Source organism: Bacillus sp. IT-79MI2 (assembly GCF_949768135.1).
Taxonomy (GTDB): Bacteria; Bacillota; Bacilli; order Bacillales; family Bacillaceae_G; genus Bacillus_A; species Bacillus_A pseudomycoides.
In genome coordinates this window covers 1-25,119 of sequence record NZ_CATKPV010000076.1, presented here as the reverse complement: position 1 = coordinate 25,119, position 25,119 = coordinate 1, and the positions used below count along the sequence as shown (strand labels likewise).

At 34.0% G+C, this 25,119-nt stretch carries 21 protein-coding genes and 4 pseudogenes; 13 read left to right on the top strand and 12 right to left on the bottom strand.

Annotated elements, in window-relative coordinates:
- Positions 1-673: 673 nt before the first annotated feature.
- Positions 674-1,246 (bottom strand): tyrosine-type recombinase/integrase, encoded by a 573-nt coding sequence (locus ACM6HU_RS20375; protein ID WP_088094727.1) that lies wholly within the window; start codon positions 1,244-1,246, stop codon positions 674-676.
- A 922-nt stretch (positions 1,247-2,168) separates the two neighbouring features.
- On the opposite strand from ACM6HU_RS20375, the gene ACM6HU_RS20370 reads away from it, so the two are divergent.
- Positions 2,169-2,603: a hypothetical protein gene (locus tag ACM6HU_RS20370; protein ID WP_016131629.1), complete on the top strand. Its 435-nt coding sequence runs from the start codon at positions 2,169-2,171 to the stop codon at positions 2,601-2,603.
- A gap of 71 nt (positions 2,604-2,674) precedes the next feature.
- Here ACM6HU_RS20370 and ACM6HU_RS20365 read toward each other — a convergent pair.
- Positions 2,675-3,381: pseudogene (locus ACM6HU_RS20365) on the bottom strand (IS6 family transposase).
- A 139-nt stretch (positions 3,382-3,520) separates the two neighbouring features.
- Positions 3,521-3,760: a helix-turn-helix domain-containing protein gene (locus ACM6HU_RS20360; protein WP_016131627.1), complete on the bottom strand. Its 240-nt coding sequence runs from the start codon at positions 3,758-3,760 to the stop codon at positions 3,521-3,523.
- A 281-nt stretch (positions 3,761-4,041) separates the two neighbouring features.
- On the opposite strand from ACM6HU_RS20360, the gene ACM6HU_RS20355 reads away from it, so the two are divergent.
- The 4 genes from ACM6HU_RS20355 to ACM6HU_RS20340 all read left to right on the top strand — a co-directional run bounded on the left by ACM6HU_RS20355 (position 4,042) and on the right by ACM6HU_RS20340 (position 7,056).
- Positions 4,042-5,340 (top strand): FtsK/SpoIIIE domain-containing protein, encoded by a 1,299-nt coding sequence (locus ACM6HU_RS20355; protein WP_016131626.1) that lies wholly within the window; start codon positions 4,042-4,044, stop codon positions 5,338-5,340.
- Positions 5,309-5,854, top strand: coding sequence for a replication-relaxation family protein (locus tag ACM6HU_RS20350; RefSeq protein ID WP_016131625.1), 546 nt, complete (start codon positions 5,309-5,311; stop codon positions 5,852-5,854). The genes ACM6HU_RS20355 and ACM6HU_RS20350 overlap by 32 nt, the downstream gene beginning before the upstream one ends.
- A gap of 19 nt (positions 5,855-5,873) precedes the next feature.
- Positions 5,874-6,383: a hypothetical protein gene (locus tag ACM6HU_RS20345; protein WP_414848405.1), complete on the top strand. Its 510-nt coding sequence runs from the start codon at positions 5,874-5,876 to the stop codon at positions 6,381-6,383.
- An 82-nt stretch (positions 6,384-6,465) separates the two neighbouring features.
- Positions 6,466-7,056 (top strand): DUF3967 domain-containing protein, encoded by a 591-nt coding sequence (locus tag ACM6HU_RS20340; RefSeq protein WP_016131623.1) that lies wholly within the window; start codon positions 6,466-6,468, stop codon positions 7,054-7,056.
- A gap of 119 nt (positions 7,057-7,175) precedes the next feature.
- On the opposite strand, the pseudogene ACM6HU_RS20335 reads toward ACM6HU_RS20340, so the two are convergent.
- From ACM6HU_RS20335 to ACM6HU_RS20325, 3 genes and pseudogenes are all read right to left on the bottom strand, one after another.
- A pseudogene (locus ACM6HU_RS20335) lies at positions 7,176-7,421 on the bottom strand (hypothetical protein); the annotation flags it as partial.
- 75 nt (positions 7,422-7,496) lie between these two features.
- On the bottom strand, positions 7,497-7,898 hold the full coding sequence (locus tag ACM6HU_RS20330; protein ID WP_016131622.1) for a hypothetical protein: 402 nt from the start codon (positions 7,896-7,898) through the stop codon (positions 7,497-7,499).
- 14 nt (positions 7,899-7,912) lie between these two features.
- On the bottom strand, positions 7,913-8,743 hold the full coding sequence (locus ACM6HU_RS20325) for a ParA family protein (protein WP_016131621.1): 831 nt from the start codon (positions 8,741-8,743) through the stop codon (positions 7,913-7,915).
- A gap of 974 nt (positions 8,744-9,717) precedes the next feature.
- Between ACM6HU_RS20325 and ACM6HU_RS20320 the strand changes: the two genes are divergently transcribed.
- A complete protein-coding gene (locus tag ACM6HU_RS20320) occupies positions 9,718-11,193 on the top strand; it encodes a primase C-terminal domain-containing protein (RefSeq protein ID WP_016131620.1) in 1,476 nt (491 codons plus the stop codon).
- Positions 11,194-11,420: 227 nt separating this feature from the next.
- Positions 11,421-12,107 carry a hypothetical protein gene (locus ACM6HU_RS20315; protein ID WP_414848406.1) on the top strand — a complete coding sequence of 229 codons (687 nt, stop codon included), beginning with the start codon at positions 11,421-11,423 and terminating at the stop codon, positions 12,105-12,107.
- Between the two features lie 1,206 nt (positions 12,108-13,313).
- Here ACM6HU_RS20315 and ACM6HU_RS20310 read toward each other — a convergent pair.
- Complete coding sequence (locus ACM6HU_RS20310; RefSeq protein ID WP_016131617.1) at positions 13,314-13,742, bottom strand: DUF3801 domain-containing protein; 429 nt, start codon at positions 13,740-13,742, stop codon at positions 13,314-13,316.
- Between the two features lie 261 nt (positions 13,743-14,003).
- Here ACM6HU_RS20310 and ACM6HU_RS20305 point away from each other — a divergent pair, with 261 nt between their 5' ends.
- The 4 genes and pseudogenes from ACM6HU_RS20305 to ACM6HU_RS20290 all read left to right on the top strand — a co-directional run bounded on the left by ACM6HU_RS20305 (position 14,004) and on the right by ACM6HU_RS20290 (position 17,799).
- Positions 14,004-14,714, top strand: a complete 711-nt coding sequence (locus ACM6HU_RS20305; RefSeq protein WP_016131616.1) for a hypothetical protein — start codon at positions 14,004-14,006, stop codon at positions 14,712-14,714.
- A 16-nt stretch (positions 14,715-14,730) separates the two neighbouring features.
- The gene (locus tag ACM6HU_RS20300) at positions 14,731-16,062 is read left to right on the top strand and encodes a relaxase/mobilization nuclease domain-containing protein (protein WP_016131615.1); all 1,332 of its coding nucleotides are present in this window, start codon (positions 14,731-14,733) and stop codon (positions 16,060-16,062) included.
- Positions 16,063-16,276: 214 nt separating this feature from the next.
- Positions 16,277-16,851: pseudogene (locus ACM6HU_RS20295) on the top strand (IS6 family transposase); the annotation flags it as partial.
- A gap of 252 nt (positions 16,852-17,103) precedes the next feature.
- Positions 17,104-17,799 (top strand): DUF3888 domain-containing protein, encoded by a 696-nt coding sequence (locus ACM6HU_RS20290; protein WP_016131677.1) that lies wholly within the window; start codon positions 17,104-17,106, stop codon positions 17,797-17,799.
- A gap of 338 nt (positions 17,800-18,137) precedes the next feature.
- On the opposite strand, the gene ACM6HU_RS20285 is transcribed toward ACM6HU_RS20290, so the two are convergent.
- The 4 genes and pseudogenes from ACM6HU_RS20285 to ACM6HU_RS20270 form a co-directional block, all read right to left on the bottom strand.
- Positions 18,138-18,752 carry a TetR/AcrR family transcriptional regulator gene (locus ACM6HU_RS20285; RefSeq protein WP_044880848.1) on the bottom strand — a complete coding sequence of 205 codons (615 nt, stop codon included), beginning with the start codon at positions 18,750-18,752 and terminating at the stop codon, positions 18,138-18,140.
- Complete coding sequence (locus tag ACM6HU_RS20280) at positions 18,736-19,599, bottom strand: oxidoreductase (RefSeq protein WP_016131675.1); 864 nt, start codon at positions 19,597-19,599, stop codon at positions 18,736-18,738. Before ACM6HU_RS20280 ends, ACM6HU_RS20285 begins: the two co-directional genes overlap by 17 nt.
- 204 nt (positions 19,600-19,803) lie before the next feature.
- Positions 19,804-20,510: pseudogene (locus ACM6HU_RS20275) on the bottom strand (IS6 family transposase).
- A 149-nt stretch (positions 20,511-20,659) separates the two neighbouring features.
- Positions 20,660-21,238 carry a PadR family transcriptional regulator gene (locus ACM6HU_RS20270; protein WP_016131672.1) on the bottom strand — a complete coding sequence of 193 codons (579 nt, stop codon included), beginning with the start codon at positions 21,236-21,238 and terminating at the stop codon, positions 20,660-20,662.
- Positions 21,239-21,362: 124 nt separating this feature from the next.
- Between ACM6HU_RS20270 and ACM6HU_RS20265 the strand changes: the two genes are divergently transcribed.
- Both ACM6HU_RS20265 and ACM6HU_RS20260 read left to right on the top strand, forming a co-directional pair.
- Positions 21,363-21,863, top strand: a complete 501-nt coding sequence (locus ACM6HU_RS20265; protein WP_016131671.1) for a phenolic acid decarboxylase — start codon at positions 21,363-21,365, stop codon at positions 21,861-21,863.
- A gap of 362 nt (positions 21,864-22,225) precedes the next feature.
- Positions 22,226-23,929 carry an amidohydrolase gene (locus ACM6HU_RS20260; RefSeq protein WP_170927975.1) on the top strand — a complete coding sequence of 568 codons (1,704 nt, stop codon included), beginning with the start codon at positions 22,226-22,228 and terminating at the stop codon, positions 23,927-23,929.
- A gap of 192 nt (positions 23,930-24,121) precedes the next feature.
- Here the strand turns inward: ACM6HU_RS20260 and ACM6HU_RS20255 are convergent, their stop codons facing one another.
- A complete protein-coding gene (locus ACM6HU_RS20255) occupies positions 24,122-24,625 on the bottom strand; it encodes a GNAT family N-acetyltransferase (RefSeq protein WP_077295644.1) in 504 nt (167 codons plus the stop codon).
- Positions 24,626-25,119 lie beyond the last annotated feature (494 nt).

The following is a 25,119-nucleotide window of genomic DNA, read 5'->3' as shown; positions in this document are numbered from 1 at the left end:
GGGTACCGTCAGAAAAATGAGCTTAACGTTGTAGATCCGCATTTTCTGACGGTACCCCTTAAAGAAGTTTTGCATTTCTGGATTGTTTGGGAAAGTTTGATCAGCCGAGCAACATAAAGATATACAAGAAATAAAAAATTGGGGTTAAACCGATGATGATATGTCCTATGAGGTTAATTCTCCAATGAATGTTTCTGATTTTGTTCTTTCCTAAAAGAAAAGTTATAACTAACACTGAAATAAGTGGGCAGAAAAAAGAAATACTGTCCCAAGGGCTGATTCTTTCAAAAATAATACGATTCAATAATGGCATTAACAAAATGAAATTAATGATTAGTAGAAGATACCCTAGTGAAATTCTCATTTTTTACCAACCTTTACACTTTTTATCTTAACTTTAACATTTGTCTGACAATAAAAAAAGGAGCTTCTTTCTTGTCAGAGATATGAGCTTAACGTTGTAAATCCGCATTTTCCTGACGGTACCCCTAAGAGGAAATCATTTATATTGTAAGTGCTTTCCTTTGTAATGATAATGGGTTGGATGGAAAGTGTGGCTGATACTATAGATAAAGTGCAATTTCTGTTTTGACAAGTTAGTGTTTAATATTAATTACATAAATATAGAGGAAAAGAATCCTTTTAGATAATTTAAAGGGATTCTTTTCTTTATTTAGATATAAAATGTATCAAGTACATTATCTTTTTCCTCTTTATTGATGCCAATGTATTTAAGTGTAATCTGTGGTGTACTGTGATTAAGTATTTCTTGCAACATGGCTACATCTTTTGTTTGTTTATAGAACCAATAGCCGAAGGTTTTGCGCATGGTGTGGGTACCAATGGATTCTACACCAGCAAAATCTCCGGCTTTTTGTAATTGTCGATAGGCCTGGATTTTACTAATGGGTTGCTCTCCTTTACGAGAAGGGAATAACCAGGTATTTTCTATTGTTTGGGCGTATTGATATACTTCGGCAAAAATAGAAGTAAGATTAACAATCCGTTCTTTTTTGGTTTTTCCCTCTTTTATTTTTAATTCTTTTCTACGTTTTCGTTTTAATTTTAAAATCATATGAGTTTCTAATTGAAGTAGATCACTTACTCGTAGACCTGTATTGATCCCGATCATGAATAAGATGTAGTCTCTTTCTGAGCAGTGACGTTTAAGAGCCCATTTCATATCTTCAATTTGTTCTTTACTTCGGATGGGTTGGACATCAATGAGATGTGGTTTTTTATCCATGGGTTTCTGTACCTCTTTATTTATAGTGTTTTGAATGTATACTTTTCTTGCTAATTTTGATGATATCAGGGGAATGGGGATAAAGTCAATATTTACGGGAAAACGAATGTAAACAAATATTTAAAAGTTTACTTTCGTATTTATAATAAATAAAAAGCACTTTTTAATGTTTTAAAAGTGCTTTAACTTGATGTTGATGTGACAGAACCTCAAGTATGTAGAAATTTAAAAAAGTCCCTTCATAATGCTAAAGGGACTTTGCTCACACAAATGATCTGCACATCAATTCATTCTTGATATACAGATCATTTGTATGATATTTTTTTACATATAATTGCAATTGCTGACTAATGAACTTACATTACTGCTTTTAAAAGCTCTCCTACTAATGGGATGATTCCACCTAAGAATGATAAAACTGCCATTGCGATTGTCATATTATTTCCTCCTCTTTTTTTGTATTAAGATGTGATGAATCTTTATGCTTTCATTATAGTAAACGCTTACAATTATATGGATATATTTTTATATATAATTTTGTATATGGAGGGTAAGGTCACGAAATATCACATTTTCGCATTAAGACATGTATTGGAAATTAATTGTTCCCTAAAACAAAAAAATGAACTGAATTCTTATAGATAACTGTGGTGAGATAAAATTTTTGTTTTGGGGTACTTCAAAATATTAGGTTGATGGGCATGTATGGTGACCCCATATAGATGATTTCGTTCTGTACAGTTCTGACGACTTAGTGCAGGCTATAAATCTTTACATGCTTGAAGATATGTACATATTCATTATTGAATTTCTTAATATTAAAATGTATTATAAAAATGCGCAACTTCTAATGCAAGTAAATAGGACTATGAATTTTGAACAAATAAAATATTTTGAAGTAATATAGTTGCCGAAAAATGAGGTGGAATTAATCGAAACAGTACATATTAAATGGTATGGATCGTATAGTTTTAATGATTTTTATAATAGAGAAGAAGCTTTTAAGAAAGGAATATTTGCAATCTTTAGAGTATGTGCTGGAAAAGAAACATTTCTCTATATAGGAAAAACCCAAGGACACTTTATACAAAAGATAAGGGAACTTCATAAAGAGTGGCTGTTTGATGCAAGCGAAATAAAGATTAGATTAGGAATAATAGAATTCCCTAATGGTGAAAGTTATTCTGAAAAGAAGATAGAAGAGGTTAAATCCCTTTTGATTTTACGGCATACCCCATCAGAAAACACCACACCTTCAGTATACTATAGAGGACGGTTTAATTTGAAAATTATAAATAAGGGAAGAAGGGGCTTAATTGTTAAAAAGCTTTCCCCAGAAGATCTAGTATGGATATAAGTTGAATGGTTCTGGTGCAAATACTTAGGAAAGATATAAAGAGGCGAAAAGTTTCCTAGTGGAATCTAGTCTTAAGCAGCAATTCCAAATAGTTGATGGATGAACTTCACTTGATTTTGGACAGACTTGTCCAGTAAAACAAGTTGCCCTTTTTTACCATATGCATAGCTTCTATTCCAGAAATAATGGATATAGCTGTGCGAAAGGATTTCAATCCTAACACCGAACGAACTCGCTTTTTAATAAACCGATGATCTTGTTCCACTATGTTATTGAGATATTTCACTTGCCTTAGTTGGATGCCTAATGGCATCTTTTTTTCTTTTCTCAATTCTTCAACTGCTATAGGATAAGCTGGATACTTATCGACTGTCACGACACGAGGCTCAGAAATATGAAAAGACTGCAAAGCTTTCTTGAAGAAACGCTTTGCAGCCTTGTGGTTTCTTGCTTTGCTTAGGTAAAAATCGATGGTATTTCCTTTCGAATCGACAGCACGATACAGGTACATCCATTGATTTTTTACTTTGATATATGTTTCATCGACTCTCCAAGAGTCATTGGTTTGCTTGAGATGACGACGGATTCTTTTGTCTAATTCAGGACCATACTGATGAACCCAACGCATAATCGTTGTATGAGCAACGGATAAGCCCCGTTCCGCCATCATTTCCACCAAATCACGAAAGCTCAAGTTGTACCGTAGGTACCATCTTACTGTTTGCAAAATAATATCATGATGATAATGCTTCCACTTGAATAAATTTCGCTTTTCCATACTGATCACGCACCTTTTTTAGAGTAATAGTATCAGTATGTCCAAGATTTAGAGATTACTTGCAATTATCTTGAAGTTTTCGCACCAGAACCGTTTTATATTTATAATTACATAAGAAGCTTCTCTCGTTTGAACCAAGCTACATCCAAAAGTCATTTTCATTTATATTTTTTCCTAGTTTTTTCAGTCCTTTTGTAATTTGAGTGATTGTAGAAAACTTAGGTATGTATGTTTTATCATTACATACTTTAGAAATTGTTCCCCTACTAAGCTTAGCTGCCTTCTCCAAATCACCTTGTGTTATTCCTTGTTTGTCTAACCAACTACCGAATTTACTACGTTTTTTTCCTAGTCCAAACACTTTAACCACCTCAGACATAGCTTGCCCTTTTCGTCATTTTTATAAACGCACGAAAAAAAATGACATAATGGCCAAACAGTCTAAAATACCTTTTACCATACCAAACAAATTACGAATCTCACCTCTACTTAATCAGCCACTTCATACTTCGTTTCATATATTCCGAATAAAATTCGCTAACAGAATAATGCTTTAGACATTGGAAGATTTCTATTTTCAACGATTCATGGCTATTTTTATCTCTTCTAATCTTCAGGGACTATTCTTGCAGAATACCAAAAGAAGGATGGTGTGAGTTTGTGATATTTGAGCTAGTAAGTTCAGCTGCAGTTGGCGGAGTAATTTTTCTATCAAAAATGCATCAAAAAGGAGCAACAAACGATGCCTCCAAGATACAAAGGATTTGCGCTAATTGCGGTTTAAAAGTGAAGGAAGGAAAAGATACCAGAACTATACAGCTGCTTCGCAAGACGAGAAATGATTGGGGAGTTGAGTATGCGTATAGGATCCCTCTTGGTCTTAGTTTTTCTGATTTTGAACAAAAAATGCAGCATTTAGAAGACGGATTGAATCACAAGAGCAAAGTTTACGATTTCAAGCTATCGGACTTCAAATCTCTTCGTCTGCGGAAAAACATTTTAAAACAAATACAAAATATCGTAAACAAGAAAAAACTCGTTAGAAAGGAAATAGAGCTGTCTTACGATGGTTTGCTAAAAATAAGAGTTTACGAGAAAGGTATTCCTGATTTTGTGAAGTTTGAAGAAGACATGATGAAGCAATGTAGGGGATGGGAAGTACCTATTGGTTATACGAGGGATGGATTGGTAAAACACGACTTTGATCAGCTATCACACATGATCTCGGCTGGTATGACGGATATGGGTAAATCAAATGTATTAAAGCTCATTATTACGGCCCTGGTACGTAACCAATCGGAAAATATAAAGCTATTCCTTATAGATTTGAAGGGTGGTCTATCTTTTAACCGGTACCGATTCCTAAATCAAGTCGAATCAATTGCGAAGAATCCTGGGGAAGCCCTTGAGACTCTAAGGGAATTGCAAACTAAACTGAATGATAGAAACGAATACTTACTAGAAAAAGGATACGAAGATATAAAAGAAGCCGGGGATCCAACAAGGTACTTTGTAATCGTAGATGAGGCAGCCGACATGACGCCATATCAGGAGTGCAAAGACATCATTGTAGATATAGGTCGTCGCGGCAGGGCAGCTGGATTCCGCTTAGTATATGCGACTCAATATCCTACTAACGAAGCTTTACCATCGCAGTTACGGCAGAACATTGGTGCTCGTATTTGCTTCAGATTACAAACAGAAGCAGGGAGCCGCGCTGTACTCGATGAGGGCGGCGCAGAGAGTCTTCCCAACATAAAAGGAAGAGCTATATACCAAACGAACGAGAAGAAGGTTTTACAGACTGTTTATATCGATAACAAAAAGATTGACAACATCATAATGCCACATATCAACATTAGAGCGAGAAAGGAGCATGAAGATGCAAAAGTTAGCTATAAAGGAAGCAAGAACCGAGTCCATACTCTTGAGCTTGAAGAAGTTGGGGTTCTTAAGTAGGAAACAAATCCAGGTACTTCATGATCTTGGCGGTGATAGAAATGCTTCTCGTGTAATGAAGGATCTTGAAGAATATGTATCTAGCTTTAGAGATTCAGAAAAGGTGTATTATCTCAATAAAGAAGGTCGTGAGCGTATTGGAAGTAATAAGGTACTAAAACGTTCTAACCAATTTCGTCACTACATTATGAGGAATGACATCTATATCGCTTACGAATGCCCGAAAACGTGGAAGCAGGAAGTCAAAATGAATGTTAAAGGTATCGTTTCCATAATTACGGATGCACTATTCACGGATAATGGCCGTTATCACATTGTAGAGGTAGATCATGAGCAAAAGATGAGCGCAAACCGTTTAAAAATGCAGAAGTACAGAAAGTTAATGGAATGTAATGTGTTTGAGAAGGCGCCTAAATTTATTTGGTACACAACAACAGAATACCGAAGAAAGCAAATACAGAAGCTTTGCGAGGGATTGGATTGCAACATATTTACGGTTACTGATTTCCATTAAAATTAAGGAGATGGTCTATATGGCAACTGAGACAATGAGCATCAAGGATTTTATGGATGGTAACTATGGAGCGAAGAAAAAGTGGAGCTTGTTCAAAAAGAAAACAAAAAAATATGCACCTGTGGCGGTGCGAGTTGGTATTGCAATCGGTAGTGCAATCGGTAGTGCTATTATATTCAGCAACATTATAGATATTCCACATGTATTCGCATCAGGAGCAGAAGCAGATGCGCCAAATGTAAATGAAGTATTCAAGGATGTGCAATCAAACGATGGCAACTTTAAAAATTATATAGATGGCCAACTGTACAACAGGATCGTAAATGCATTTGAGCCAGTTATCTTTCTAATTAAAGCAGTATCTTATCCAATCGCATCCGTTGTAGCGCTATGCGGTGGATTATTTATTATGGTTGGTAGCCAAGAACGAGGTTTCTCGTTAATCTCCCGTGCTGGGATTGGATATATCGTAGTACAAATGATACCGTTGTTTATGAGATTATTGGTTGAAATAGCAAAGGCGATTTAATCCCTACATTAGTGGGGCTTTTTTCTTTGCAGGAATTTAAAAATCGTTAGGGAATATTTTTTCTAGGAGGTGTTGTGACGCTATGACGGACGAGATTGTTTATTCTGCTAGTGAAGTATACAAAAGGCTAGGAATATCCGATAGTACGCTCAGAAAGTATATGGAAGTGTTGCAACGAGAGGGATTTACAGTAAAGAAAGATAAGCGTGGCAGACGTGAATACACAGATGGTGACATCCTGGTTATTGAGAGATTAATTGAGATTAGTAAGCATGACGGTATGACGTTGGAAAAGGCAGCAAAGATGATTGCACAACAAATAGAAAAAGTTAATCCGGATTTGATTAAAGAAGAACCTGAGGACACGAACTTAATTCCATTTCACATTCAAGAACAGCTACAGCAACAATACAGCGTTATGGCGCAGGAAATGAATCAAAGTATATTAGCGATGGAAGAACGGTTAAGTGAGCAGGCAAAGCAAAGCAACGAGGAAATTAAAGCGAGTATAGATCAACATAATGAACGAGTGGAAAAACGATTGGAAGCACGAGATGAGACGCTTATGAAAACATTACGTGAGATACAAGAGGCGAAGAAATTAATGCAGGAATATCGTGAAGAAGTCGCTGCTGCAAAAGAGAAGAAAAGGCCGTGGTGGAAGTTTTGGTGAGGACTTTATATAAACTACGTAAAAGTAGAAAAGTATACATTTCTACTTTTCTACTTTGATGAAGGATATATAATAAAAAAAGAAGTATCCCCAATTAGAAACAGGGATACTTCTTTTTTTATTTCGGTCAGTAATTTGAATTTCATTTTCTGCTCAGTAGTCAATTCATTTTCTACATAATGATTTATAAGTAAATCAATTATTTCGTGAGCAAATTTCGTGTTGGTAATTTTCATTAGCGTTTCAAGTTCTTCTTTGGATTGACTAGAAGTTTTAATGCTATCCTGTTGATTTTTAAATTTCTTTTTCTCTGGTGTTTACATTTTCTTTTCTGTGTTCGTATTTAAATCCGAACTGTCAGTAATAGGCGTAACTGTTACTACAAATGAATTATTCTTATTTTTCACAGGCACCACTCCTATTTAAAACTATATTGCTTGTTATTTCTTTTCCAACATTTCGTAAAGGTGTTTGTACATCCCTTTATAACCTTCAGATTGTCGCGTTGTTAGCTTAGTATTTACATAGCTTTCAAGAAGCATGTCAATGATACTGTTAATTGATGCCTTATCCATGCTTTCTTGTTCTTTTATAAATGGTTTAAGAGTATTTAGCTTTAGCAAAACAGCAGGTGAAATTTTAGCTGTTTTAGATGGAACTAAACGCTGATCTTGTTTCTCAGGAACAGGTATTTTCCCTTTATTAATGATAGGAGTCATAACCTTTTTCTTAACAGGCTCATTATTACGGCCGAAATCGTTTGTTCCTTTTATCTGTACACCTTTGTCATTTAAAGTATTTCCGGGTTTTGTGACTATAGGTTGAAATGGTGCTTTAGACATTATGAGCCTCCTCCTTAAGCATTAATAGTAGCAAAATAGTTTTCATGTTCATTAAGTTCGCTAAGAACATCGATGAATAGTTGATGAGCTTTTTCATCCCACATATCAATATTGCCACTAACGTTAACATTTTTATGAATTCCTTCAATATCGTACACTTTTAGACGCTCTTGATATCTCACAATTGTATCTAGAACATTTCCGCCATACATTTCCTGAGCTTGTTGTAATACTTTATTATCCACTCGTTTTCCTTGATGTAACATCATTGGAATAATACCTAAAACTTGTAGGTCTGCATCATATGTTTCTGCTAAGAACTGCATATAAGCGATATATGTTTGAGCGCCTTCTAAAGATAATTCTTGTGTTTGTAGAACGATGATACAATAATCGGCTGCTATCATAGCGTTATCTGAGTAGTCACTGATTGTTGGTGGTACATCAATGTAAATACGATCATATTTATCTTTTAATGGTTCTAGTAATTTTTTTAAATATGTAATTTGTGCAAGTTCATCCTCTGGGAACATATCAAAGAGGATTTTTGATAGTTTTCTAAATGAAGTATTAGATGGAACAATGTCCAAATTCTCAATTACTGGAATAATCTCATTCTCTAAATTTTGATTTAGAAATGCATCCGTAATAGACTTATCAATTTCTTCAATGTCACCTGTTTTAGCAAGGACTCTTGTAGCGTTCCCCTGAGGATCCATATCCACTAAAAGACATTTTTCATTAAATACTGTAGCAACTTCATAAGCCAACATTGTAGCTGTTTTTGTTTTTCCAACTCCACCTTTAAAGTTACCGATTACGTATGTAGTTGCTTGTCTAGTCATTTTCGACATTCCTCCATAAAACTCCGAATAAGTATACCTTTGAGTAAAATGTAACATCTACATTCAATATTCGCAACAGTATACCGTAGAAAAGTTTAAGTTTTTTAAACGGATTTATCGAAAGAGTAGAAAAGTATACTTAAGCGTAAGGTTTTTTAGTATACTTTTCTACTTTTCTACTTAAACGTAGTTTATAGAATGGATGTTTTTACAGATAGAAAAGTATACATTTCTACCTATGCGTAGTTTTAAAGTTTTTTCTTTATACACTGGTATTTAAGGGTTAATTACAATTTTTCAGGAGATTAAGTTTGTAAATACGTGAACAAAAGTATACATTTCTACCTATGCGTAAGTTAGAGAAGGTATACCAACTTTCAATTACAGGTAGAAAAGTATACATTTCTACTTTTGCGTAGTTCTACATTTCTACTTTTGCGTAGTTTTAAATTGTCATTTCTGTATTTACAAACAAAAAAACTTGCTGTAACGTAAGAAACAACAAGTTTTTCAACAAAAAAAGATTTAATTTGATATTGTACATAAAGAGCTCTTTAGAGCATATTCGATAAATAATTTACAAAAACAAATAAAAAAGAACGGCTGTCTAATAGAGATTTGGTAGATCTCAATCTGACAGAAAAAGTAGAGTTACTGACAATAACTTTACTCCCCGGTGAATACAAGTTGCTGACAACAACTTGTATTCCATTTACACACTGCACCATCAGTCTGTAAATTCTCCGTCCGTTCTAGTTAACTATGTTATTAGAGATATAAAAATATCTGTATTTAGTATAGTTAATTAGTGATGGATTGTAAAGATAGATATCCTTATTTAAGTACGGAAAAATTACGTTTAAATATGGAGAAATTCTGTTTTTATATACTTTTCAGGGAATTTTCAAGGTGAGCAGTGTAATAACTGCTCACCTTTTTTTATTGTCAAAAATCTAGTAGAAAGGAGATCTAACATGGATAAAGCGCAGCAAGCAATTGAATCGATTTTACATAGTGGATTACGCAAATATAAATACAAGAATTCTAGAGCTAGCATCGCCATGTTAGACTCACAGGATACTAGTACGATGAATGACCGATTTGTATTCATTACGCGTACAAAAGAAGATTTAATGCATCCCTATGGAGCTAAAGGAGTTGTATTAACTTCTCAAGAAGCAGTTCTGGATCATATCGGACAAGCTACGCATTGGACACCGAATGTATTCAGAGTAGGTACATATTTGGACAGAAGCAGAAGAATCATTAAAGGTCATGAAGAACGTAATTTAAAACAAATCAACTGTTTCACTGTAGATATCGATACAAAGGACATTACTCCTGGAGAAATCGTACTTGCAGCAATGGACAAGCAATTAGGCATGCCTACAGTTATCTTGGAAAGTGTGAAGGGATACCAGGCTTATTTCGTGCTAGATAACCCATTGTTCATTTCAAATAAGAATGATTTCCGTGGATTACGTAGCGCAAAGAGAATAAGCGAGAACATCAGGAAAGCTTTAAGTGATTTATTACCTGGTGTTGATTTGACATGCAATGATTTCGGATTTTTCCGTATGCCAAACGAGGAGAATGTTGTATGGATGGATGCAGAAAGTACGTGTAATCTAGCTCATTTAATTGAATGGTCTAAAGATCAAGATATCGGCCATCGTAGAAACTTATTTACAGTTCTTTCGAACAAGCCAATGCATACAACTCAAATCACTGAAGGATGGGTGCAAAAGGTACTAGTATGTACACATATTCATGGTCAGAAAGGTCTAATCGGGCGTGACAACGCCGTATTTACGCTTGCTTTAGCATGCTATAGTTCGGGAATGTCTGAAGAGGATACATACGACTTACTAGATCAATTTAATACAAACTTAAACAGCCATTTGAAAAACGCGAGTATTCAAAAGGCTATTCGTAGTGCCTTCTCAGGTAAATACAAAGGAGCAAACAAAGAGTACATTAATCAAATTTTAGAAATCTGGTCAGATGGGGGAGCGACATTTTCAGGTCCAGTGCCATCTCAATATTGGTATAAGCATAAAAAAGCACGTAAAGATCGTGTGCGTAGCCATTGGCATGAGTGGGAACAAGATATCATTGGTTTCTTAAACACGCAGAAAAACACAGAAAAAGGATTTGTATATGTTACTCAAAAGGAATTGTGTGAGGCTCTACAAATCCCGAGAAGCACGTTAAACAGTGTATTAAAGAAATCCCAACAAATCTATATCCATGTAATCGGCAAAGGCAGCCAACGACAAACAGGGCTGTCTACTTTAGCGTTGCTTTTTAACCATGCTATTGGTCGAAATAAAGAGCAGAAAGAACTATACCTTGAATTTATACAGTCGTTTATTCCAAGTGCAGCAGAGCGTTTATATGAGTTGACACAAGAGCAAACCAATGACTTAATCACACTAAATACAGGTTAGTTTGGAGCTTTGTCCATTCTGCCAATACATATTTCTATTATATCTTCTTAGGTGGTTACTTTTCCGAGATTATAACTTATTTTTGGATTAGGTGTTCTCACTTATATATGGTATGTGAAATTATGATGTTTTTGCCCATCTCCGGAAAAGTAGCTTATCCATCCTATTTTAAGATTAAACTATGGAGTATACTCCATGTAAAAAATAATTTTGTACATGGAGAAAAAATGTACGATTTAACAAAAGGACTGAGATATAACATACCATTAGACTTGAAGGTAGACTATAGATATGATTTTGTGGGGATTGATTACGGGAATAATTTTATTAATAAACACATTTTTGTATTTCGAACAATTAAAGAAGGCAAAGGAAAAGGTAATATACTAATTGATTTAATTCACAGCTCTAATATTGATGCTATTAGAGCTCATATGCATGGTGATTGTCATTTTCATATATTTGAAGACAGCTTTTCTATAGGGAACGAACCTATTAAGATTACAGAAAATGTTTTTTTAGGGAAAATAGAAAATACATCAAATAACGAATACTATGTATCTTTAAAAGAACAACAATATAGATTGATTAACGGAGTCGGTCCAAAGCACAAACACTTCCCAGTTGTTAAATATCTATTATTTACTGAATATCATGCACCACTTGCGAACTTAAATGCTCTTGAATTAGCTCCAATATTTAAGTTGCAAAAAGAGCATATCTGGCATAACGAAAGGAGCTGGAATTGTAGGAATATTTCTTGGTTAGATATAGATGATTCCTCTGCAATGCGGGAACAAGTTAAAGAAATTATTGAAAAAGGACGAGGAGATTGGAGAGAAGAGGAACGAAAAAAATGGCATCAACTATCAGAACGGAAACGATTACAAGAATATTTTCCGATTGGTTTATAAAGCGAATTAAGCGAACGGAAATAATTTAAAAAATTACCTGCCTGATCTTGAAATTTTTTTTGATTTAGGGGGGGGATTTTACTACATGGGGTAGCGTCCCGAAAATGCGGATTTACAACGTTAAGCTGTTTGCTGAGTTAAAAACGAAAGATTTAACGACGATAAGACTTTTGAGACAAGTCATACGAGACACTAAAAAGCTTTATTTGACGTGAAATCAATTAAGTCTCAATAGATTATATTGAGACAAGGATTTTTACCTTAACGTTGTAAATCCGCAAAATCCTGATGCTACCCCGCTTATAAGTAATATAAAAGTTATCTTAAAATGATAGTTAATAAGTTAAAATAAAGATCTTCAATTTAAAATTAAGTGGTTTAAAACCATAGTCATGTTATAACATTAAAGGGACTCATTGTTTGAATAACACGTTTAACGAAAATTGGTATGCTATTGCCGGCTTTTTGTTTATTCAACTAAAGAACAGTTTAATTAAAGAAAGCGGATCTATAATGTGGGAGGAAAGCCAATACATTTATTGAAAATAAAGTAGATGAGGATTTACTTAAATATGGCGCATATTTTCACGGAGTAATATATGAAGAAGAGATAAGAATAAGTATTGAAAAATTTCTTAAGGGTATTGGGTTTAGCGGAGAAAAAATAAAACGAATTCTAGAAGTAGCAGACGGTTCTCAAAAGGATGGAAAACCAGAAAGCCTAGAAGCTAAAATTCTCCACGATGCACATTTACTTGAGGGTGGAGAGACATTTTTAATTGTTAAATCTTTAATCACTGGATCACTTAGGGGACAATCCTTACTAGAAACGATTGAATATCTGGAAACAAATATACTTAATAAACATCATTGTTACTTACCCGAAAATATTGAGAAATACAAAGAAAAGGAAAAGTTCGCTTTTGACTTTCTATACAAACTCAAAACACATATATAATTTTCAATTTGTGAAATTTTGTACTTAAATTATATGAGGGGTTTTATGGAATATTTGGACTCAAAATAAAAATTTTTCATGTTCCTTTTGTTATAAGTCTCAAAAACGGAGGTATTTAAGAGAAACAAAATTCACCTAAAAATGTCGTAAAAATAGCTTTAAATCTATCTCAAAACTTATCTCTAAATCAAAATCTCAAATAGAATTAGTAACAATGAGTTTTGAGAATCCCTTAGCGTATAAAAATGTTAAAATGTGCGTGCTGCCTCTAATACTGCGATTTTTCTTTCAACCACATTTTTTAATGTTTTTTTGATTACATTTGCTTGTGCTGCGGAAAAGAAGAAAGAATAATCCTCTTTACCATTTCTCACAACAGAAAAATCTACACCTAATTTTTTTAATTCCTTTTGATAATCCTTTAATTGTTCCTTAGTTAAGTTTTCATCTAAAGCAATAACACCACCAGTGTTACTATGTTCTTTAATAAGCTCATTGATTTTTTGTTTACCATCTTTTGTGTTTCCATCAAGGATATAATCTTTTGGATCTTGTTCTTTATTTTCAAGTAACTTTGTCAATGCTTCTAAAATCCGTAATAAAGCTTGTTCCGATAATTTAAAGGTTTGTGCTATGACTTCGAGTGCAACCTGTGTATGTTCATCTACATTCGCCATTCAGATACCAACTCCCCTGTAAATTATTTAACATATTACACCATATAATGGGTATAAATGGTATAATTTTAAGGATAAAATATTGAGATTTTAGTAGAGGGCAAGCTACGGGATTACCATGGTAATCCCCAAAAACGTTGTTTTTGACTTGGTAGGAGATTCCTACGACCTTTACAAATATAAATAAGCGATTTTTTACAAAATCACTTATTTATTTGTTGTCGCTGCGCTCGATTAATTTAAAAAATTGGTGGTGAAATTATGGGGTTTATTCATAAAACATATTTACAAATAACTTTAGATGAAAAAGATAAAGAAATGATAAAAAATAAAGCTGTAGAATTGGGATATAAGTCAACTTCAGCGTTTGTTATTGATTCAGCAAAAACACATTTTAAACTTGAAGTTGATATGAAAGCTTATAGGGATTTAACTAAAGAAATAAATTATATTGGTAAGAATATAAATAGCTTAATCAGAAGGATCAATACAGACGGAATTTACACTGATAGCGATATTGATTTTCTTAGAGTTAATCAGAAAAAAATTGTAAATTTAATCAATACCGAATATGACCGATTAATTGATTTGAAAACCAAGTTTAATAGCGATAGCTTGAGTAAAAAACAAAAGGAAAAATTAATACAATCGTTAACTGAAAATCAAATACAGATACCAAAAAAATTAGTATTAGAAGAAGTGTACGAAAAGATAAAAGAGGATTTTGTTTATATCATAGAATGTATAGATAACTCGCCAGAACAGGATAAGGAAGTAACAGAATATGTTTGGCAATATTTATATGGAGATACGCTATATAAGTTAGATGATAATCAATTAATAAAATTGGCCGATAGCATTTTTATTTTTGCGCAGAAACTGAAGTTTAAGTTATCCAAACTCGATAATGTTTTTGAAGATGATGATTGGTTTGAACTGAAAGATATATTAGATGAATATGAAATTTATTAGGTAGGGATTGATTACAATGTCTATTGTAAAAATACAAAAAGTTAATAATTTAAAAGATGTCATTAATTACAGTATGCAACCTCATAAAACAAACGAGGAATTAGTCACATCTTATGAATGTAATATTGAAACGATAGATAGAGATTTTAAAAGTGTTTTAGTTGATTACAACGAAAAAAATAACAGTAATAAAAACATGAGTGCAAGAATGATAATTCAATCGTTTGATAGTGACGATAATTTAACGCCAGAACAAGTTCATCAGTATGGAATAGAATTTGCTGATAATTATCTAAAAGACAATCATCAATATACAGTCATTACACATACAGATACGGATAATTTACACAATCATATTATTTTCAATGATATTGATTTTAATAAACTAAAAATGTTTGATTCAAAGCGTGTAAATACTTTGGATAGATTACGTGAAGAAAATGATAAAATCTCTGAAAAGTATGGTTTGTCGATAATCGAAGAAGGAAGAAAGGGAAGGAAAAAATATTTAGCTTTTAACGAATATGTAGCTAGATCAAAGAAGAAATCCTTCAAAGGAAATTTAGAAGAAACAATTGATAAAAACATATCAAAATCAAATTCGTTTGATGAATTTTTAGGCTTAATGCGAAAAGAAGGATATGAGCATAAACAAGGAAAATATCTATCGTTTATGAATCCGAAGTCAGGAAAGTTTATGCGTACTAAAACAATTGGATTTAATTACCTTGAATCCTCTATTAAGTTTAGAATAGAAAACAAAGGTTATTCACCAATTAAAACAAGTATAATTAACAGACAATGGATAGATAAATCACAAGAGAAATTTAAAAATAATAAGGAACTTCAAAGGTGGGCTACTAAACAAAATATTAATTACTTAAATGAATTAAGCTCTAAGCTATATAAACTAAATGTTTCACTTACGGAACTTGATGAAATTGAAGCAAATAAGGAAGCGTTAATTGACAGCTTTGAAAAGCAACTTTTAGGTATTGATAATGAAATTTTTAGATTCCAGAAAATGAAGGGTTGTTTCCAAAGGTATAAAAAGAGTCATCCTTTAATCGTGGCTTATAAAAAAGCTGAAGATAAAAAAGCATTTAAGCAAGAGCATTATCATGAATTTAAAGAGTATGATGTTGCAAAACGTGATATGAACTATCTCAAAAAGAATTACGGTATTACTGATGAATCTGAATTACATTATAAGTTGTCATTGATGACAAAAGAGCGAAATTTACTTTATGGAAGTTTAGGAAAAGAAAAAGAAGTGGAAGTAAATAGACAAGAACAACAAAGACAGCAGCAACAGCAACAACAGCGTAAAAAAGAAAATGAAAGATAAAAAGTTATAGCGCCTTAAAAAAGTGATGTTGTATAGTTCTTTATGAATGGAATAAATAAATTCAAACGCTGGGAGGTGGAACGTTTTTGTCATACATATGGAATGAGCTCTTAACGGCTCGTGAGGGTTCTGGTGCAAAATTTTAATTTGAAAAGAATTCATCTCTAAAACTTGGACATACTGATACTATTACTCTAGAAAAGGTGTGATCGGTATGGCAAAGGAACATGTATTCAAGTGGAAACATTATCAGCCTGATGTTATCTTATTAACGGTAAGATGGTACCTACGGTACAATCTCAGTTTTCGTGATTTGGTTGAAATGATGGAAGAACGAGGACTTTCCATTTCTCATACAACAATCATGCGCTGGGTTCATCAATATGGACCTGAATTAGATAAGCGAGTTCGGCGTCATCTTAAGCCAATTAATGATTCTTGGAGAGTGGAAGAGACATATGTAAAAGTAAAAGGTCAATGGATGTATCTGTATCGTGCCGTTGATTCAGAAGGAAATACCATTGATTTTTATCTAAGTAAAACAAGAGATCATAGAGCGCAAAGCAATTTTTCAAGAAAGCTTTGCGGTCTTTTCATGTTTCCAATCCCCGTGTTATCACAGTAGACAAAAACCCATCCTATCCTATGGCGATTGAAGAGTTAAAGAACGAAAAAAAGATGCCTGTAGGCATCCAAATAAGGCAAGTCAAATATCTCAATAACATAGTGGAACAAGATCATCGTTTTATTAAAAAGCGAGTTCGTTCAATGTTAGGATTGAAATCCTTTCACACAGCCTCTTGGATGATAAGTGGTATCGAAGCCATGCATATGATGAAAAAGGGACAAGTTCACCAAGGGGTGAAGTCTGCCCAAAATGAAGTTGAGTTCATCCATAAATTGTTTGGATTAGCATCATAATTCATGGATGAAAAGGATATTGAGGTTCTATGTTTCTAATAAATCATATTTGCACCAGAACCTAAATTATAGTGTTTGTACTTGGTTTTGTTGGGGAAAATACCTACTGAGAAAAGGTAGGTGAACTTATTGAAGAAAAAATTATGCATTATTTTCAGCATCTTATTTTTTATCACTACTTCTAATGTTTCCGCAAAACAAGAAACACCCAACCAAGAATTTATTAATAAGTATTATTTCGATGTTGATTTAAAAGGGGTTAAAGATATATATTTCTTTAGAGAATTTCCTTTCTATAATGATAAAGGACAAATTTCACCTTTAGGTAAGGCAGCCTTATCTGTCTTACAGGGTGATATATGGACATGGATTAGGGAACCAAGGATTTATGTTAAAGAAAACATCGCTTATATACATGCAGTCAAGTTAGATGGATTAAACCTGTTATATACGCTAAAAAAAGAAGATAATGCCTGGAAAGTCATTAAAACTGAGAAAAAGAAACTTCCTACGGTCGGTAGTGAAGTTATACTCGAACAGGCATTTCTGAGGGCAATCGGAATAGAGATACTTCAAGCAACAAAAACGTATTATGGTGAATCAAGGCTTTTTGATTCAAAAAGAATTATTGATATTGTTCGAGATGAATTTAATGATAAATACAAAATAACCGTTCAAATTGTAACTTTTGAGGGTGCACATAATCCACCATATGGTTTTGATACAATCACTTTAGAAATTCCTGGCTTTAAAGTGATTAAATATGAACATGTGGATGTTTCCGACATTGGAAAAATACCATTAGAAACACATTGAAGTATTTAAGCTAATGCGGAACTTTAGTTTAAAGAGAAATAAGAGGTAAGCACATATTAGACATGACTAATATGTGCTTACCTCTTATTTTTTGAGGATTTTTAACGTATAGGTCTTGATAACGTACAATTTTCTTTTTTTGATATGGTGACCCCAATCCCGCAGTTTCGGATGGAGATAGCCTTTGCATCTAGTCTAGTAGCGGAAGCTACACTGTGAGAATGCGACTTCTTGTCGCACCATAATGATCGTTATCAGAAGTTATAAATGAAATTTCTAATATCGATTAATCTTTTTTCTTGTAAATATACTTGTAACCTAAAAATCAGATATAAAGATTATACTCTTATCCCTTTTATCACCACATCAACAATCGATTTTGCAAGGTTGTCGTCCAAAGGTGCATGTCCTGTAAGAAGTCGATATATCATAGGCCCATAAATTAAATCAATGATAATTTTAGAGTCTATATCGTTTCGAATCTCGTTGCGATCAAATCCCCGCTGCAACATAACTTGCACAGCATTTTGTCGATTGACAAGGAACCGTTCGCAAAATATGGTAGCTATATGAGGATCGTATTGACTTTCAGCAATGAGTTGAGTAAACACCTTACCCATAGGACTTTTATAAAATCGCATAACTGAAAGTAACTGCTGTAAAAAATCTTCACGTACAGATCCAGTATCAGGTATTTTAACCTCTGCTTCCATTTTCAATAGAAAAGCATCTATTGAAACTACATTCTTGTTTGGCCACCACTTATAAATAGTTGCTTTACTAACCTCAGCACGGGCAGAAATCTCATCAACAGTTGTTTTCCGAAGTCCTTCTTCAAACAAAAGTTCGATAGTAGCTTTCAGAATACGCTCACTTACTTTATTGCTGCGGGGTCTCCCTCGCTTATGCTCAGAATTTGACTGTTTTACCTCGTAATTAACCAATTTGTTCATCCTCTATATTTGTGCTTAATGTGACAGTTTGCCAATTATTTAAATCTGTTTTGACTTGTTCAAGTTTTGTTTTTATTCGCTTTAAGGAATCAGGCCCCAAAACAAGTCTTAGTGGTGGATCATCAGCTGCAACAACCTTCAAGATAGCTGAAGCTGCCTTTTTAGGATCACCAGGCTGATTACCGTTACTTTTATTAGCCGTTTCTCGTGTTTGTCCTGAAGTATTTGTATAATCTTTAATAACTGTATTAACAGAACGCATAGAACTTGCAAGAAAATCAGTACGAAACATTCCTGGTTCGACAATGGTAACGTGAATACCTAAAGGTTTCACTTCTAACGATAACGCTTCCGATAATCCTTCCACTGCAAATTTAGTGGAGTTATAGATTCCCCATCCTATAGAACCTGAAAATCCACCAACTGAAGAGATATTGATAATATGACCGGACCTTTGGGATCGAAGATGAGGTAAGACAGCTTGTGTTACAGCATGCAAACCAAAAACATTAGTAGAAAATACTTGTTTTACTTCCTCCAGTTTCGCTTCTTCCACTGCGCCTAACAGTCCATACCCGGCATTATTGACTAAAATATCGATATGCCCAAATTTTCCAATGGCTTTTTCGACTGATTCTTGGATTTGATAAGAATTCGTTACGTCTAAAGGCAGGATTAATAAATGATTATTATCTTGAAAAGATTGTGCTAAAATTTCTGGTTTACGTGCTGTAGCTACTACCATATCACCCTGTTCAAGTGCTGCCTCAACTAATGCACGTCCAAATCCTTTTGAAGCTCCAGTAATGAACCAGACCCTACTATGTACAATGTTTTCCTTTTCCAATGTACTTACCTCCATTTTTTAGGGATTTTTACTGATAATTATATGGTAAACTAAACGTTTAGTATTGTATACTGTATTTATCAAAAATGCCAGATAAAGGTTTTCACACACCCGTTCTTACGTTGTGGATGAAAACGGAATTCAAATAATTGGTTCTGGTGCAAAAAGATAATAAAGCGCATAGATTCCTAACGGAATCGTATCTTATGCTGTAAGTCCAAACAATTGATGGATGAATTCTTTCTGATTTTGGACAGACTGGTCCCGTAAATCAACCTGTTCCTTTTTAATCATATGTATGGCTTCTGCTCCAGAAAGAATGAATGTAGCTGTGGCAAAACATTTGAACCCTAGCATAGAACGAATTCGCTTCTTTATAAAGCGATGATCTTGTTCTACTATGTTATTCAAGTACTTTTGTTGTCTAAGTCGCATACCACCAGGTATACTTTTTTCTTTTTTCAACTGTTCAATTTCTATAGGATAAGTTGGATTTTTATCGACTGTTATAACACGAGGTTTTGAAACATGAAAAGACTGCAAGGCCTTCTTGAAAAAGCGTTTTGCAGCCTTCTGGTCTCTTGTTTTGCTTAGGTAAAAATCAATTGTATTTCCTTTCGAATCAACAGCACGATACAGGTACATCCATTGGCCTTTTACTTTGATATATGTTTCATCGACTCTCCAGGAGTCATTTGTTTGTTTAAGGTGACGTCGGATTCGTTTGTCCAATTCAGACCGTACTGATGAACCCAACGCATAATCGCTGTATGGGAAATGGATAAGCCCCGTTCCTCCATCATTTCCACTAAATCACGAAAACTAAGGCTGTATCGTAGGTACCATCTTACCGTTAACAAAATAATATCAGGCTGATAATGCTTCCATTTGAATACATTTTCCTTTTCCATACCAATCACGCACCTTCTTTAGATTAGTAGTATCAGTATGTCCAAGATTTGTAGATTTATTGCAATTGTCCTGAAATTTTTGCACTAAAACCAAGTTTTTGCACCAGAACCAGAAAATGTATCAGTTAAATTGAATTAACCGATAAATCCTATTTAAAAGGATTATCGGCTTTTTTGTTTTTTATAATATCTAAACTTTTATTTAACCAACAAATGTAATTTTCTTCGCGTGAAATGGCTTTTGTCAGAACAAAGTAGTGACCTAATTCTTCAGTATCTAAATATAGAGGATTCTTCTCCACTCCAAAATGAAAAGAGAACTGTTCTTTTAGAAAAAATAATTTTTCGGTTCTGAGTTTTAATTGGTTATTAAATAACACTGGAATTTCTTCCGTAGGGATATCTTTTAAAAAATATAACCGTAATGCGAAGATATCCTTTTCGGTTTCCACATTTTCATCTAGTTCCAGCAACCAATTCTGAAGTTCTTCTTTTCCTTTTGTTGTAAGTCTGTACATTTTTTTCTCAAGTTTGACTCCTGCCATTTCTATATATTGAGAAATCGAATCTTCGTCTAATAATTTTTTTAACTCAACATAGATTTGGCTATGCTTTGCACTCCAGAACTGTCCAATCGCTTTTTTAAATTCGGATGTAATATCATATCCACTCATATCTTCTTTACTTAATAACCCTAAAATTGCATATTTTAGTATTCTACGGCTCACACCATAACCTCCGTTTATAATATCTTGACATAATTATACCACAGGCGTATATTAAACCGTGTAATATTAAACATGTAATTAATTACATGTTTAATATTGAATAATTTTTAAGGAGTGAACTATTATGAAAGAACTTAACCAATTTTTAGGAAGCCATTTCATTTATACTTATGAAAATGGTTGGGAATATGAATTTTATATAAAAAATGAGGATACTGTTGACTATCGTATTCATAGTGGGATGGTTGGAGGTCGCTGGGTTCGTGACCAAAAAGCTGATATTGTAAAAATCGCTGATGGAGTCTATAAAGTTTCATGGACTGAGCCTACTGGCACTGACGTTTCCCTAAATTTCATGCCAAATGACAAAAGGATACATGGAGTCATCTTCTTCCCTAAATGGGTACATGAACATCCAGAAATTACAGTTTGTTACCAAAATGACTTTATTAATGTAATGGAAGAATCCCGTTTAAAATATGAGACTTATCCTAAATATGTTGTCCCTGAGTTCGCTGATATCACTTTTTTCAAAAATGAAGGAATCAATAATGAAAAAGTTATATCTCAAGATCCTTATGAAGGTATGACTAATGATATCCGTTCAGGAAAATTAACTTTTTAATTTGATATGGTATTTTTGGAAGTCAATCAACTAAAAATTAACCAGAAGACAGTCCTTATAAGGACTGCTTCTGGTTTAATGAATAGATTGATTATTTAAAAAATGCAAGAATATGAAGGAATACACTTAACTAACATATTTCGAAGAAAACTTACATCATTAGATTACAGGTTATGTAAATTATTAAATGTTAATTTATTGACTGTTCAACTCAATCTTAATAAAAAGAGTACTTCAAGGAATTATTGATAATTTAAGTATTTGTATATTGAGGTTTATAAAAATAATTAAATAACAAAGAATTGGGGGTTCATACATTGAGAAAGTTGATTGTTCTTTTAATTAGTCTGACTGTGGTTTGTATGCTAGCAGGATTTGTACCGGTAAATAAACAACAGGAACACATCAGAGAGATAGCTGACACCATTTTTATAAATGGGAAGGTCTATACGGTAGAAACAAACCAACCGTGGGCAGAAGTAGTTGCGATTGCGAAGGGAAAAATCATATATGTTGGTGATACACACGGTGTGAAGAAATATGAGGGAAAGAACACAAAAGTTATTGATTTAAAAGGGAAAATGTTACTTCCAGGTTTTGTCGATAGCCATCTTCATGCTTCGGAAACAGTTAATTCTCTTTATTCTGTTAACTTAATAAGTGGTAGAACAATTGAAGAATATATCCAAATGGTAGAAAAATATGCAAAAGAACATAGTGGCGTAAGCGTTATACATGGTGCTGGCTGGAGTAATACTCTTTTTCCAACAACAGGCCCAACAAAAGAATCTTTAGATGCTGTTGTAAAGGATATTCCTGTTGCTTTAATTTCAGAGGATTATCATTCGATTTGGGTAAATTCTAAAGCACTTGAAATAGCAGGGATTACAAAAGATACGCCAAACCCGGAGGGAGGAGTAATTGAACGTGATGAAAAGGGTGAGCCGTCTGGTACGCTTCGTGATACAGCAACGAATCTTGTATTAGACAAATTACCAAAGTTTAATACTGAACAATATAAAGAAGCTTTAGCAGTTTTCCAGGAGTTGGCGGCAAGTAATGGATACACACAAGTGAATGATGTTGTTGTCCCGCAACAGGATACTGTTATTGAGGCTTTAACAATGCTTGAAAAGGAACAAGCATTATCTGTTCGACATAACCTTTCATTAGCTGTTCAGCCAAGTGAAGGTGAAAGTCGTATTCCGTATTTAAAGGAACAGCGTGCAAAGTTACAAGGTCCACTGGTGAAAATGAATACTGTTAAATTATTTATGGATGGTGTGCTTGAAGGAGGGACAGCCTTTTTGCATGAACCATACAACAATAAAACAAATTATTATGGTGTTCCTGTGTGGGAGAAGAAATCATATGCACATCTGATTCAGACTTTAGATCAAGAAAAGTTTCAAATTCACGTTCATTCTGTAGGGGATGCCGCAACAACAGAAACATTAGATGCCTTTGCATCTGCTCAACAGCAGAACGGAAAACGTGATAGTCGTCATAAGATTACACACTTACAATTAGTTGAAGAAAGTGATTTCAAACGTTTTAAAGACTTGGGAATCATTGGAGTACCGCAACCAACATGGTTTCTCAAGAATGGAGCATACTTTTCACAAGCTGTTGATTTGTTAGGAGAAGAGCGTGCAAATAAACAATATCCTATGCAAAGCTTTATAAAAGAAGGCATAGCGATGGCGTCTGCCAGTGATTACCCAATTACACATGGAAAATATTTTTCCCCATTAGCTGGCATTCAAATGGGAATAACTCGTACAGATTTACAAGATACAAATCCAGAACATACAAATCCAGAACATGTTCTAAATCCAAAAGAAAAAGTAAGCTTAGAGGATATGATTAAGAGTTATACAATAAATGGAGCATATGCAAACTTTTTAGAAAAAGAAACCGGATCTATTAAAGTTGGAAAGAAAGCAGACTTTGTTGTACTAGATAAAAATTTATTTGAAATTCCAGAACAAGATATTCATAAAACAAAACTTTTACTTACTCTTTTGGAAGGGAAAGAAACGTATCGTCATCCAGATTTCCAATAAATCTAAGAGAGAAGTAATTGGGGTATAAATAATAAAAACCTAGGCCACGATTACTTGTTTTTTCAAGAAATAGGTAGCTTAGGTTTTTATTTTAGGGGGTATTTTTTTTTATTAGGTTGATAGCGATGTGGATTCTCCCCTAAACTAATGACCTTTTCTCCTTTTCCATAGTTTCGAATTAGGTCGGGATCTCTAAAAATCGTGTACGTTCCAAACAATCTCACCGCGCTCGTCCCACGTACTGTGATGTCGATTAAATCCTATTTTTTCCAGAACTCGAAGGGACGCAACATTCCAAGCGCCCACAGTCGACCAAAGTCTGTGACGCCCGGTAGCAATCGCAGCGTCCAGCACAACGGATGCTGCCTCGGTCGCATATCCTTTACCATGAACACTGCGGAACAACTCGTATGCGATCTCAGGCTCTTCAAGGGTGGAACGGCCGATAATCAAGCCACAGTATCCGATGAAATCGCCTTCGTCTCGCCTACGGATAGTGAGAAGAGAAATGCCATTTTCAGCCGCTTTCTTGCGCATCTCAATAAGATAGCTACGAACGGAGTCAAGGGTTGGCATGTCCACACCACGTTCGCCAATTAATTTTCTCAACCAGGCTGAATCGGATTCCTCCCACATACTCAGGTCAAGTCGTTCAGTTTTCAGATGGAACGCCATAGGTTTAAATAAAGCTGTCATAGTGGAAACCTCCTAATTATGTCACTGCACTCATAATAGCTTCGCAGCTCATCACCACATCAGGTTGGAAACCTGGTTGATTCGCGAATCTATTTTCCAAATCTCGAGAGAGTTTATAGCTACTGTATACAAAAAATTAGCTTTATTTTATGCATAAGCAATTTCCCTACAAAATAGACCTTTTTATCAAACTCTTTTACTAATTATCAATCTTTATTATAAATTATCAAACTTTATTTTAAATCTACATTGCCGTCAAGTTAAGCTCATGCAACATCGATTATAGGAAAGGGTATTTCTTTTTTATAACGCCCCCTAACAAAAAAAATTATACAGTTCACCTCGGGAGGTCAATTCTCTCGTTTTGGGGTATTTGCTTTTCTTAGCTTGATGGTGATGGGGTAGCACCACACATCCATCAACTTAAGGATTTAGACTATTCTTGAAGTTAAAAGCACGTTACTATTCTCTTATGTTAATGAGAAAGGGTGACA